The following is a 12,092-nucleotide window of genomic DNA, read 5'->3' as shown; positions in this document are numbered from 1 at the left end:
TCATTGATCATGAGTGACGACTGGCGCAAGGACCGGATCGGCAGCGCACTCCGGGGCGAGAACCCGACGGTGCTCCGCAGGCTGCAGGCCGGCTTCGCGGCGATCGGAGACGTACAGTTCCTCCCCGGGTATGCGGTGCTGCTGGCGGATGACCCTTCCGTGCAGCGGCTGTCGGAACTCCCACGGAGCAAGCGGCTGACGTTCCTGTCCGACATGGACAGGCTGGGGGAAGCCGTCGAGCGTGCCTGCCAGGGGTTGGACCCCTCCTTCCGACGGGTCAATCTGGAGATCCTCGGGAACACCGACCCGTTCTTGCACGCGCACGTCTGGCCGCGGTTCGCATGGGAACCGACCGAACTCATCGACAAGCCCGTGTGGCTGTACCCGCGCGAGCGATGGACCGACACGGGGTTCGCCCTTGGCCCGCAGCATCACGCCCTGCGCGAGGCGATCGGTGGGGAACTGGACCGCCTCACGCCGGCCCGGCAGCCCTGAACCGAGGCAGGACGACCGCGTAAACCCGTTGCCCCGGTGGCCGGGTGCCACCGATGATCTGCCCATGACCACGACGCCCGTTTCCGTCCTGCCGATGTCCTCCTCCACCGCGGGGCGGGGCCGGCAGCAGCCGGGCTGCCCGTGGAGGTCGGCTTCGCACCGCGCGTGAGCACGGCCCTGGTCGCGGGACTCCTGGCCGGATACGGCGTCGCCATGCCGGTGGGAGTGATCGCGACGTATCTCGTCGCCCTCACGGCACAGACCTCGTTGAGAGTCGGAGTCTGTGGCGCTCTCGGTGTGGCGACCGCTGACGGGGTGTACGCGCTGATCTCCGTGATCGGAGGCTCGGCGCTCGCCCCCGTGATCAAGTCGATCACGCTTCCTCTGCACTGGGCCTCGGCCGCGGTCCTCGTGGCGCTGGCGTGCCGGAGTGCCGTGGCGGCCGTCGTCCGATACGGCGAACGCCAGGTCTCCGCCGACGCTGATCGGGAGCTGACGAGTCCAACGCGCGCGTATCTGGGGCTCCTGGGCGTCACGATGTTGAACCCGATCACCGTGATCTACTTCGCGGCTCTGGTACTCGCCGGCCAGGGGAGCACCGTGTCCGATCGGTGGGAGAAGGCCGTGTTCGTCCTGGCGGCCTTCGCGGCGTCCGCCAGTTGGCAAGTCCTCCTCGCCGGCGGCGGAGCCCTGCTGGGCCGCACGCTCACAGGTCCTCACGGCAGGTTGTTCACCTCCCTGGTCTCCAGTGCCGTGATCGTGGGACTCGCAGCCCATCTGCTGGTCTCCCGGCCGTGATCGGCGGGGAAGAGCAGCGCTTCCCGTCGCGGTTCCGGGCATCCGTCCCAGTTCGGTGCGGAAAATCCGCGCAGCCCCCTTGCCTGAAGCCTCATGGCCTGAATTACTTGCCCAGAACGGATCGACCGAATGATCGGTCGTCCGTAATGTGAGGGCAGCAAGGGAGACGTCTCGATGGCAGATGCGACGGACCTGCTCGACGCGGGCGAACGACTCGGACCCGAGGAGCTGCGGACGCTGCAGTTGGAGCGGCTGCAGGCCTCCCTGCGGCACGCCCACGAGCACGTACCGTTCTATCGGAGGTCCTTCGACCGGGCCGGCGTCCGGCCGGAGGACTGCCACTCGCTCGCGGACCTGGCGCGTTTCCCCTTCACGACCAAGGCCGACCTGCGGGAGAACTATCCGTACGGCATGTTCGCCGTGCCCCGCGAGCGGATCCGCCGACTGCACGCGTCCAGTGGCACCACGGGACGCCCCACGGTCGTCGGCTACACAGACAACGATCTTTCCATGTGGGCCGACATGGTGGCCCGGTCGATCCGCGCAGCCGGGGGACGGCCCGGTGACACCGTGCATGTGGCATACGGCTATGGGCTGTTCACCGGCGGGCTGGGTGCCCACTACGGGGCCGAACGCCTCGGCTGTACGGTGATCCCGGCGTCCGGTGGTATGACGGCCCGCCAAGTACAGCTGATCCGGGACCTGGAACCGGACATCATCATGGTGACCCCCACCTACATGCTCACGCTGCTGGACGAGTTCGAACGGCAGGGCGTGGACCCGCGCGGCACCTCACTGCGCGTGGGTGTCTTCGGGGCCGAGCCGTGGACCGAGCACATGCGGAGCGAGATCGAGGAGCGCTTCGCGATCGACGCCGTCGACATCTACGGTCTGTCCGAGGTGATCGGCCCGGGAGTGGCCCAGGAGTGCGTGGAGACCAAGGACGGCCTCACCGTGTGGGAGGACCACTTCTATCCGGAGGTGGTTGATCCCATCACGGGCGAGGTGCTTCCCGAGGGCGAACGCGGCGAGCTGGTCTTCACCTCGCTGACCAAGGAGGCCATGCCGATCGTCCGCTACCGCACGCGGGACCTGACCCGGCTGCTGCCCGGCACGGCCAGGGTGTTCCGGCGAATGGAGAAGATCACCGGCCGCAGCGACGACATGGTCATCCTGCGTGGGGTGAACCTGTTCCCGACCCAGATCGAGGAGATCGTACTGCGCACGCCCGGTGTGGCGCCGCACTTCCAGCTGCGCCTCACCCGGGAGGGCCGCCTGGACGCGCTGACGGTCCGGGCTGAGGCCCGCCCGGGCGCGACACCGGAGGCGCGTGAGGCAGCGGCCCGGTCCATCGTTGCGGCCGTGAAGGCCGGCATCGGGGTCTCCGTCCGTGTGGAGATCGTGGAACCGGAGTCACTGGAGCGCTCCGTGGGCAAGATCCGCCGGATCGTGGACCTGCGGCCACACGACGCAGGTTAGGGGTGTTCGGGGCCGGCACAGGCCGGGCCCGCGCCCCCGTGTCCCGAAGTCTCCGTGCGGATTCCGAGACGCGGGGGCGCGGACTCCGCTCGGTCACGACGATCCGCTGGAGCGGTCCCGCAGTTCCCGCTTGAGGATCTTCCCGCTGGCATTGCGCGGCAGCTCTTCCACGAACAGCACTCTCTTGGGCGCTTTGAAGGACGCGACCTTCTCCTTCACATGCGCGATGAGCTGATCCTCCGTCACTGCGCCCCTCGATACGACGAACGCCGTGATGGCCTCGATCCACCGCTCGTCAGGAAGACCGATCACGGCGGCCTCGGCCACGGCCTCATGGGTGTACAGCGCGTCCTCGACCTGACGGGAAGCCACGAGTACCCCGCCGGAGTTGATGACGTCCTTCACCCGGTCGACGATTGTGAAGTAGCCCTCGGCATCGCGTACCGCGAGGTCGCCTGAGCGGAACCAGCCGTCCCGGAAGGCCTCGGCGGTCTCCTCGGGCCTGTCCCAATAGCCCTCGCACAGTTGCGGAGAGCGGTAGACGATCTCGCCGGGCGTGCCGTCGGGCACCTGCTGGCCCTGGTCGTCCACGACCCGGGCATCCACGAACAGCACGGTCCGACCGCAGGACTCCAGTCGGCCATGGTGTTCGGCAGGGCCGAGCACCATGGCCAGCGGGCCGATCTCGCTCTGCCCGAAGCAGTTGTAGAAGGCGAGCCCCGGGAGGCGTTCATGCAACCGCTCCAGTACGGGCACAGGCATGATGGACGCGCCGTAGTAGGCCTTGCGCAGCCCGCTGAGGTCACGGGTGGTGAAGTCGGGTCGCCCGGCCAGGCCGATCCACACCGTGGGCGGAGCGAACAGGCTGTCCACGCGACCCGTTTCGATGAGGTCGAAGAGCCGGTCCCCGTCCGGCGCGTCCAGGATGATGTTGGTCGCGCCGACCGCGAGGTAGGGCAGCAGGAACACGTGCATCTGTGCCGAGTGGTACAGCGGCAGTGCGTGCGCCGGGCGGTCGCCGGCACTCAGGTCGAGGGCCGTGATCGCGCTCAAGTACGCGTGCACCAGGGCCCGGTGGGTCATCATCGCGCCCTTGGGCAGAGCGGTCGTACCGGAGGTGTACAGCAGTTGGACCAGGTCCTCGGTACGCGGTTCGGGCCCGTCGTACACGGGCGCGGCCGGCAACCTGGTGAGGAGCGCGTCCGCTGCGTCCCGCAGCGGCAGCACCCGGACTCCACCGGGCAGCCGCCCGGCGAGATCAGGGTCGGCGAGCACCAGTTTGCTGCCCGACTGACCGACGAGGTAGGCCAGGTCGTCCCCGGTGAGGTTCTGGTTGACCGGCACGTGGACCAGGCCAGCGCGGGCACAGGCGAGGAAGCCGATCAGGTAGGCGTCGGAGTTGTGACCGTAGGCGCCGACCCGGTCCCCCGGTGCGAGTCCTTCCGCGAGCAGTAGTGCGGCCGCCCGGGAGGCGGCATCGTCGAGTTCGTCGTAGGTCCAGCTGCGCTCGCGGTACTCCACCGCGACGCGTGCTGGTGTGCGCCGGGCGCTGCGTCGCAGGACCCCGTCGACCGTGCTGCCGTGTCCCTGTCTCATGGCAGCCGATCCTCGGCCCGCCGGACGTGCCGGTCAAGGACCCGGCAGCGTCCGTCAGACCGGCCGGGTGCGCCCTGCCCAGTAGGAGTCGCGCAGCCGCCTCTTATAGAGCTTGCCGTTCGGATCACGGGGCATCTCGGCGATGAAGTCGACGCTCTTGGGTCGTTTGTATCCGGCCAGCCGCGCCGCACAGTGGTCGAGGAGGTCCGCGGCGAGGTTCGGGCCCGGCTCGTGTCCGGGAGCCGGTTCGACCACGACCTTGACCTCCTCGCCCCAGTCGTCGTGCGGGACACCGAAAGCGGCGGCGTCGGCAACCGCCGGGTGGGAGAGGAGTACGGACTCGATCTCGGCCGGGTAGATGTTGACCCCACCGGATATGATCATGTCGATCTTGCGGTCGCGGAGGAAGAGGTAGCCGTCCTCGTCCAGGTAGCCGAGGTCGCCGACCGTGAAGAATGCGCCGATGCGGTTCTTGTGGGTCTTGGCCTGGTCCTTGTGGTAGGTGAAGCCGCCAGTGCTCATCCTCATGTAGACGGTGCCGAGGTGCCCCGGGGGGAGCCGGTCGCCGTGGTCGTCGAAGATCGCCAGCTCGCTGATCGGCCAGGCCTTGCCGACGGTGCCGGGCTTCTTCAGCCAGTCCTCAGCGGTGGCGAAGGCTCCACCGCCCTCACTCGCCGCGTAGTACTCCTCCACGCAGTTCCCCCACCAGTCGATCATGGCCCGTTTCACGTGGTCCGGGCAGGGGGCGGCGCCGTGGATGGCGTGCCGCATGGACGTGACGTCGTAGCGGACCCGTACCTCGTCCGGGAGGGAGAGCAGTCGGTGGAATTGGGTGGGCACCATATGGGTGTGGGTGCACCGGTGGGTGGCAATGAGGCGCAGCATCTCCTCGGGGGTCCACTTGTCCATCAGCACCAGACGGTGACCGATGTGCAGGGACGCACCAGCGAACTGCAGGACGGCCGTGTGGTAGAGCGGCGAGCAGACTAGGTGGACGTTGTCGTCGAACGGCTTGATGCCGAAGATGCTGAGGAAACCACCGAGGTGCGATTCCTCTGGTGGCCTGCCGGAAAGCGGGCGGCGGATGCCACGCGGACGTCCGGTCGTACCGGAGGTGTAGTTCATGACCCAGCCGAGTTCCCGGTCCGGGGGCGCGGACTCCGACCGGCCGTCGAGGAGCCGGTCGTACGGGTGGAAGCCCTCCGCGCCGCCCACCGCATAGCGGTGTGTGCCCGGCAGACCCGCCTCATCGGCCGCTGCGCGCGCAGCACCCGCGTACCGTCCGTGCGTGATGAGCACCTTGGCTCCCGAGTCCGCGACGATCCAGGCGATCTCGGGGCCGACCAGGTGGTGGTTGACCGGGACCAGGTAGAGGCCGGCCTGGGTGGCGGCCAGGTAGGCGGTGAAGAACTCGGGGCCGTTGGGCAGGATGACGGCGAAGGCGTCGCCGCGCTCCAGGCCGGCCGAACGCAGCCCGTGGACAAGCCGGTTGGCGGCGGCGTGCAGACGTCCGGCGCTCCACGGTTCGCCGTCGGGCGCGATCAGGACGGTGCGGTCGGGGTCCAGGGCGGCCTGCGCCCAGAACCCGTTGGCTGGTGTGCTGACGGGTGTGCTCACGGACGGCCGCTCCTTCCGGCGATGCGGTTGATGCGCTCCACGGCCCGCTCGAAGCCGCGTGTGAGGTCGTCGAAGACGGCCTGGACGCTGCGCTCGGTCGTCATGCGGCCGACGATCTGGCCCACCGGTGTGCCCAGCAGCGGTTCGACCTCGAACTTCTGGATGCGGGAGACGGCCTCGGCCACCAGCAAGCCCTGCAGCGGCATGGGAAGAGGGCTGGGCCCTGCCGGATCATCCCAGGCGTCGGTCCACTCGGTACGGAGCTGACGTGCTGGCTTCCCCGTCAGGGCGCGGGAGCGCACGGTGTCCCCAGACCCGGCGGCCAGCAGCTTCCGGGTCAGGCCGGGCGAATGCAGATCGGCTTCCGTAGTCGTCAGCCATATGGAGCCCAGCCACACTCCCTGGGCGCCGAGAGCCAGCGCAGCTGCCATCTGCCCTCCGCTGCCGATGCCACCGGCAGCCAGCACCGGCAGCGGATCGACCGCCTCCACGACCTCGGGAGTCAGCACCATGGAGGCGATCTCGCCGGTGTGCCCACCGGCCTCGTAGCCCTGGGCGACGACGAGGTCGATGCCGGCCTCCTTGTGCTTCCGGGCGTGCCGGGCACTGCCCGCGAGCGCGGCCACGAGGACGCCCCGGTCGTGAGCGCGGGCCACGACATCTGCCGGCGGGGATCCCAGGGCATTGGCGAGCAGCCTGATCGGATAGCCGAAGGCGACGTCCAGCTGGGTGCGGGCCACCTGCTCCATCCACCCGGTGATGCGCCATCCGGGCGCCTCCCCCTCGGCCAGCTCCGGCACGCCGTACCGGGCCAGAGTGTCCCGCACGAACTGTCGGTGCCCTTCGGGGATCATCGCCTCGACGTCCGACTCGGTGACCCCTTCGATCCTCCTTGCCGGCATGACCACATCCAGCCCGTAGGGCCGGCCCCCAACATGCGCATCGAGCCAGTCGAGGTCGCGTTTGAGATCGTCGGGGGCGGTGTAGCGGACTGCGCCGAGCACGCCGAAACCGCCGGCCCGGCTGATGGCCGCGGCGACGGCGGGAAACGGCGTGAAGCCGAAGACGGCGTGCTCGACTCCCAGTTTCTTGCTCAGCTCCGTCTGCATGGGCGCAGGATGCCGCAGCGGCCCGGACGACGGAAGGCTTTTTCTGATGGTACGTCAGTTAATCTCGGCCGTGTGCCGGTCCAGGACCCGGCAGAACGCGGCTCAGTCGCACTCGAGCAAGGCCATCGCCGCGTTGTGCCCGGGCACTCCGCTCACCCCTCCGCCGCGCACGGCACCCGCCCCGCACAACAGGACGTTGGCGTGCTGGGTCTCCACGCCCCAGCGGCCCGTGTCCGCCTGGGCGTACGGCCAGGACAGGGGTCGGTGGAAGATGTTGCCGCCGGGCAGCCGCAAGTCCCGTTCCAGATCGAGTGGGGTCTTCGCCTCGATGCAGGGGCGACCGTCGGCATCGGCGGCCAGGCAGTCGGTAAGCGGTTCGGCCAGATGGGCGTCGAACTGGGCGAGAGTGGCCTTCAGCAGGTCCTCGCGGACCGCGTCGTTGTTGTGGTCGAAGAGCCGGGCCGGGGTGTGCAGGCCGAAGAGGGTGAGCGTCTGGTAGCCGTGCTCGGCGAGCCGGGGGCCGAGGATGGTGGGGTCGGTGAGGGAGTGGCAGTAGATCTCGGAGGGCGGCGCGGCCGGGAGTTCACCGGCGCCGGCCTGGGCGTGGGCGGTGGCCAGCTGCCGGTACCCCTCGGCGATGTGGAAGGTGCCGGCGAAGGCCTCGCGGGAGTCGGTGGCAGGATCACGTAGCCGCGGAAGTCGCTTCAGCAGCATGTTGACCTTGAGCTGGGCGCCCTCAGCGGGCTCGGGCGGCGCATCCCCTGTCAGGGCTGCCAGTTCCCGCGGCGAGGCATTCACCAGGACGTACCGGGCGGCGGCATGGCCCTCACCGTCGGCGGTCCGGTAGGCGACCTCGGCGGTGTGACCGTCGGTGTCGATCCGGACCGCCTCGTGGCCGGTGGCGATCACCGCGCCCGCCGAGCGGGCGGCCGTCGCCAGCGCGTCCGTGAGGGCGCCCATGCCTCCGACGGGAACGTCCCAGCCGCCGGTCCCACCGCCGATGACGTGGTAGAGGAAGCAGCGGTTCTGGGCGAGGGAGGGGTCGTGGGCACCCGCGAAGGTGCCGATCAACGCGTCGGTGAGCACCACTCCCCGGACCAGGTCGTCGGTGAACGTCTCCTCGATCGCGATGCCGATCGGCTCCTCGAAGAGCGCCCGCCAGGCGTGCTCGTCGTCGACGCGGCGGCGCATCGCGGCCCGGCTGGGCAAGGGTTCGGTGAGCGTCGGGAAGACGCTCCGGGCGACGCGGCCGGTCATGGTGTAGAAGCGTTGCCACGCCGCGTACTCGCGCTCACCACCGGTCAGCCGGGCGAAGGACTCCCGGGTGCGCTGCTCGCCACCGCCGACGAGGAGTCCGGTCGGCCGGCCCTCCCGCTCCACGGGGGTGTACGAGGAGATGGTGCGGGCGCGGACACGGAAGTCCAGCCCGAGGTCACGCACGATCTTCCGGGGGAGCAGGCTGACCAGGTACGAGTAGCGCGACAGGCGGGCGTCGATCCCGGCGAACGGCCGGGTGGAGACGGCGGCGCCGCCGGTGTGGTCCAGGCGTTCCAGCACCAGCACGGAGCGGCCGGCCCGGGCCAGGTAGGCTGCGGCGACTAGGCCGTTGTGGCCGCCGCCCACGATGACGGCGTCGTACGCGCGGGTTCCCTCGTCGGCGGGCATGGTTCTTCGTAGCATGCCACGGTTGAGGGCGGCCAGAGGGCCTCCGCCCCATGGCCCTGCCCGGCCAGCCAGATGCCCTCGTGGTACCGGGCGGCACGGGCCGCGAGCGCCGCCGGCGCCCGGCCGGTGAGCAGTACCTGGGTCTGCCTGTGCTCCCCCACGGCGATCCTCCGCCCCGTCGCCGTCCGCCTGCACAGTTCCCCGGGGTGTCGCCGGTCGGACGCGGTAGCCATCGCACCGAGGCGGCCCGATCCGGTCGCCGCACCCCCTGCCCGTCCAGTAGGGCGCCCTCTCACCCGACTTTGTACGGTGCCGGGCGCGCTCGGGGGCCGATCCTCTCCACGGCCCCGAGGATGTGCCTGGGCGGTAGCTGCCAGCGCACCCGTGCCGGAATACGGCGCAGGAGGGCGCCGGTGGTCCGCAACCGGTGGGTGACCTGGGCGGGTGGCGGAGCCGGTCTGCCGTACAGCTGGTGGGCGTACGACGGCAGAGCGTCGTACGCGAGGCATGCCACGTGCCGCCACAGCACCTCGCGTGCCGGGACGAGGAGGGGATGCGTCGGCGGGCGGCGCAGGAAGTCGTCCACTTCACGTGCCCCGGGCCCGGCGGCCAGTTCCGGCCGCACCCGCTTGAAGTAGGCCGCCAGTTCCGCCCGGCTGGCCGGCACGGTTTCAGGATCCAGGCCCACCAGGCGGGCGCTGATGCGGTGTTCGGCGATGTACCGGTCGGCCTGGGCGTCCGTGAGCGGGAAACCCGAGCGCCGCAGGACATGCAGATAGGAGTCGATCTCCGCACAGTGCACCCACAGCAGCAGCGCGGGCTCGCCGACACCGTAGCGCTCACCGGTCTCCGGGTCGGTCGCCGTCAACATGCTGTGGATCTTCCGGACGCGGGCACCCGCCCGCTCGGCGACCTCGCTCGTGCCGTACGTCGTGGTGCCGACGAAGTTCGCGGTGCGCATGAGCCGACCCCAGGCGTCACGCCGGAAGTCGGAGTTCTGCAGGACGCCGTGGACCGCGCGCGGATGCAGGGCCTGGAGGTACAGGGCGCGGACACCGGCGACCCACATCATCGGATCGCTGTGCACGTGCCAGGTCACGGAGTGAGGAGTGAACAGCCCGGGGTCACCCTCGCCCCCGGCTGTGACCACAGCCACGGTTGTCCCCCTCTTGTCGCTGCCGACCTGCTCTTTTGGCAACCCAGCGGCAGCAGTCCCACTGTGCCACCGCCGGGCCTTCCGGACACGTTGGCCCGGACCTGCGGTGCGCCTGCGCACCCTCCGCAGAGGGCTGACGACCCTGGACACGCGTGCCAGGACACTGCTCTCCTCGCAAGTCTGCCCAGGTTGGCGGTGGATCATTCGCTCGGAAAGGACGTCATCGGTCAGGTCGCGTACCACCGGTGGGGACGCGCGCGGAGAGCCTTCACGTCCCGCTGAGGAGCACTCGCCGGATGTCGTCGATCACCTCGGGATCCTCGATCGTGGAAGGCGGTGCAGGGTCTCCGCCGTCGGCGATCTCGCGCATGGTGCGCCGCAGGATCTTGCCGGAGCGGGTCTTGGGCAGGGCGGCCACGATATCGATCCGGCGCAGTGCCGCCACGGGCCCGATGGCGTCGCGCACGAGGGCGACGAGTTCTGCGCAGATGTCTTCCGGAGCACGGCCCACGCCGGCTTTGAGCACCACCAGCCCGAGGGGAACCTGCCCCTTGAGCTGATCCCTGATACCGATGACAGCGCATTCGGCCACGTCGGGGTGAGTAGCGATCGCTTCTTCCATCGCCCCGCTGGAGAGGCGATGTCCCGCGACGTTGAGCACATCGTCGACTCGCCCCATGATGTACACGTACCCGTCCTCGTCCTTGTGACCACCGTCGCCGGTGAGGTAATGACCGTCGTACGTGGACAGGTAGGAGCCGACGTACCGCTCGTCATCTCCCCAGAGCGTGGTGAGGGTGCCCGGTGGCAGTGGCAGCCGGATGGCCACCGCGCCCTCCGCTCCTGCGGGTGCCTCCTGGCCCGCTTCGTCGAGGATGCGCACGTCGTAGCCGGGTACCGGCAGGGTCGGTGACCCCGGTTTGGTCACATGTGGCTCCAGGCCCACGGGATCGGACACGATCGGCCATCCCGTCTCCGTCTGCCACCAGTTGTCGATGACCGGCACACCGAGCAGCTCGCCTGCCCAGCGGTAGGTCTGCGGGTCCAGTCGCTCGCCCGCCAGGAACAGATGGCGCAGCGAGCCGATGTCGTGCGTGGCGAGCAACTCGCCCTTGGGGTCGTCCTTTCGCACGGCGCGGATTGCGGTGGGTGCGGTGAAGAGTGTGGCGACGCCGTGCTCTGCGACGACTCTCCAGAACGCTCCGGCATCAGGGGTGCCGACGGGCTTGCCCTCGTAGAGCACGGTGGTGCAGCCGGTCAGCAGGGGGCCGTAGACGATGTAGGAGTGGCCGACGACCCAGCCCACGTCCGAGGCGGCCCAGAACACCTCCCCTGGGTGGGTGTCGAAGAGATACCGCATCGACCAGCGCAGCGCGACGGCGTGACCCCCGTTGTCGCGCACGACTCCCTTGGGCCGGCCAGTGGTTCCGGAGGTGTAGAGGATGTAGAGCGGGTCGGTGGCCGCCACCGGAGTGCAGGCGACCGGTTCGGCCGCGCCGGCGGCTTCGGCCCAGTCCAGGTCCCGGCCTGCTGTCAGTTCGGCGGTGTATTGCGGGCGTTGGAGGATCACGCAGTGGTCCGGCCGGTGACGGGCCCGGGCGAGGGCGGTGTCCAGGAGAGGCTTGTAGGGGACGACGCCCTTGGGCTCGACTCCGCACGAGGCGGACATGATGACCTTGGGCTGGGCGTCGTCGATCCGCACGGCCAGTTCCCGCGAAGCGAATCCGCCGAAGACCACCGAATGGACTGCACCGATACGGGAGCAGGCCAGCATGGCGATCACCGCCTCGGGAATCATCGGAAGGTACAGCACGACGCGGTCGCCCTTGACCACCCCCAGCCCGGTGAGCAGACCCGCTGCGCGAGCGACCTCGTCGCGCAGCTCCCGATAGGTGAAAGTGGTCCGCACACCCGTCAGGGGACTGTCGTGGACGAGGGCAAGACGATCGCCGTGTCCGGCATCGACGTGCCGGTCCAGGGCGTTGTGGCAGGTGTTCAGCTCACCGTCCGGGAACCAGCGGTACAGCGGCGCGTGAGAGCCGTCCAGTGCCGTCGAGGGGGGAACGATCCAGTCGATCGCTTGCGCCGCCTCAAGCCAGAACTGTTCGGGATCCTCCAGGCTTCGGCGGTGGGCCGCGGCATAGCCGCCTCGCTCGGAAGGTGCTGCTGGCACGGTG

At 69.7% G+C, this 12,092-nt stretch carries 9 protein-coding genes; 3 read left to right on the top strand and 6 right to left on the bottom strand.

All coding sequences use genetic code 11. The annotated features are described in order from the left end of the window. Positions 1-9 precede the first annotated feature (9 nt). The 3 genes from LK06_RS30575 to paaK all read left to right on the top strand — a co-directional run bounded on the left by LK06_RS30575 (position 10) and on the right by paaK (position 2,772). On the top strand, positions 10-495 hold the full coding sequence (locus LK06_RS30575; RefSeq protein ID WP_043433285.1) for an HIT family protein: 486 nt from the start codon (positions 10-12) through the stop codon (positions 493-495). Positions 496-660: 165 nt separating this feature from the next. Beyond that, positions 661-1,293, top strand: a complete 633-nt coding sequence (locus LK06_RS30570) for a LysE family transporter (RefSeq protein ID WP_039652202.1) — start codon at positions 661-663, stop codon at positions 1,291-1,293. A gap of 174 nt (positions 1,294-1,467) precedes the next feature. After that, positions 1,468-2,772: a phenylacetate--CoA ligase PaaK gene (paaK, locus tag LK06_RS30565; protein WP_043433283.1), complete on the top strand. Its 1,305-nt coding sequence runs from the start codon at positions 1,468-1,470 to the stop codon at positions 2,770-2,772. A 93-nt stretch (positions 2,773-2,865) separates the two neighbouring features. On the opposite strand, the gene LK06_RS30560 is transcribed toward paaK, so the two are convergent. The 6 genes from LK06_RS30560 to LK06_RS30535 all read right to left on the bottom strand — a co-directional run bounded on the left by LK06_RS30560 (position 2,866) and on the right by LK06_RS30535 (position 12,088). Continuing rightward, positions 2,866-4,368 carry a fatty acyl-CoA synthetase gene (locus tag LK06_RS30560; RefSeq protein WP_039651817.1) on the bottom strand — a complete coding sequence of 501 codons (1,503 nt, stop codon included), beginning with the start codon at positions 4,366-4,368 and terminating at the stop codon, positions 2,866-2,868. Between the two features lie 54 nt (positions 4,369-4,422). Then, positions 4,423-5,985, bottom strand: a complete 1,563-nt coding sequence (locus LK06_RS30555; RefSeq protein ID WP_043433282.1) for an acyl-CoA synthetase — start codon at positions 5,983-5,985, stop codon at positions 4,423-4,425. Continuing rightward, complete coding sequence (locus tag LK06_RS30550) at positions 5,982-7,094, bottom strand: nitronate monooxygenase (protein WP_039651819.1); 1,113 nt, start codon at positions 7,092-7,094, stop codon at positions 5,982-5,984. The genes LK06_RS30555 and LK06_RS30550 overlap by 4 nt, the downstream gene beginning before the upstream one ends. A gap of 102 nt (positions 7,095-7,196) precedes the next feature. Beyond that, positions 7,197-8,759, bottom strand: a complete 1,563-nt coding sequence (locus LK06_RS30545) for a phytoene desaturase family protein (protein WP_039651820.1) — start codon at positions 8,757-8,759, stop codon at positions 7,197-7,199. 292 nt (positions 8,760-9,051) lie between these two features. Then, a complete protein-coding gene (locus LK06_RS30540) occupies positions 9,052-9,915 on the bottom strand; it encodes an oxygenase MpaB family protein (protein ID WP_374208095.1) in 864 nt (287 codons plus the stop codon). 268 nt (positions 9,916-10,183) lie between these two features. After that, on the bottom strand, positions 10,184-12,088 hold the full coding sequence (locus LK06_RS30535) for a propionyl-CoA synthetase (protein ID WP_052269874.1): 1,905 nt from the start codon (positions 12,086-12,088) through the stop codon (positions 10,184-10,186). Positions 12,089-12,092 lie beyond the last annotated feature (4 nt).

This window comes from Streptomyces pluripotens (assembly GCF_000802245.2).
Lineage (GTDB): Bacteria > Actinomycetota > Actinomycetes > Streptomycetales > Streptomycetaceae > Streptomyces > Streptomyces pluripotens.
This window is presented reverse-complemented; position numbering and strand designations above follow the sequence as displayed.

Bases quoted from the DNA above. Each gene is read 5' to 3' on its own strand.
- LK06_RS30575 (WP_043433285.1), top strand. From the start codon at position 10: ATGAGTGACGACTGGCGCAAGGACCGGATCGGCAGCGCACTCCGGGGC.
- paaK (WP_043433283.1), top strand. From the start codon at position 1,468: ATGGCAGATGCGACGGACCTGCTCGACGCGGGCGAACGACTCGGACCC.
- LK06_RS30560 (WP_039651817.1), bottom strand. From the start codon at position 4,368: ATGAGACAGGGACACGGCAGCACGGTCGACGGGGTCCTGCGACGCAGC.
- LK06_RS30550 (WP_039651819.1), bottom strand. From the start codon at position 7,094: ATGCAGACGGAGCTGAGCAAGAAACTGGGAGTCGAGCACGCCGTCTTC.
- LK06_RS30545 (WP_039651820.1), bottom strand. From the start codon at position 8,759: ATGCCCGCCGACGAGGGAACCCGCGCGTACGACGCCGTCATCGTGGGC.